The organism is Vibrio sp. YT-19(2023) (genome assembly GCF_033337395.1).
In genome coordinates this window covers 1-543 of record NZ_JAWOQN010001018.1, presented here as the reverse complement: position 1 = coordinate 543, position 543 = coordinate 1, and the positions used below count along the sequence as shown (strand labels likewise).

The 543-nt window shown below is 47.1% G+C and carries 1 pseudogene; it reads right to left on the bottom strand.

Annotation, left to right across the window (positions count from 1 at the left end):
* Nucleotides 1-422: pseudogene (locus R7E78_RS29775) on the bottom strand (exopolyphosphatase); the annotation flags it as partial.
* Nucleotides 423-543 lie beyond the last annotated feature (121 nt).

The window sequence follows — 543 nt, the reverse complement described above, 5'->3', positions numbered from 1 at the left end:
ACCACCAGTTTAGAATTAGATTCCACTTGAGTGTGTGCGACACCCAAGTAAATTAGGCGCGCTTCTTCCTCTCCCGGAATAATCTCTATCGGGAATGGCATGACTGCTTTTGCTCGTTGGATAAACAAATGCGCGTTTTTCGCTCTTCTTAGCGTGTGTGTAGCAGCGATGCGCACATTGGATTCCTCAAAGCCTTGCAGCCTCTCTGCGAACATCGCAAGACACTCCAACGCTCGCTCCATGGAGGCGTGACTTAAATTCAATTCACTGTCTAGGCCAGAGGCTAAACGAACCCTCTGTTTATGGCGACTGATGAGCTGTAGGTCGCTGCCGACCACCTTCGCCACCACCATGTGGAAGCTATTAGAGCCGAGATCGATCGCGGCAATGTAGCGTTCATCTTGTTCAAGTATCTGAGACATCTGACTTTTGTCTTCTTGTTTGCTTTTCTATATTTTTAAGATAGTCGTAGATGGCAACTTGTGAGCGAACTTTTTTACGGTTTCCGCGCGGTACATAGCTATTGCTCATCTCTTTGTCTAT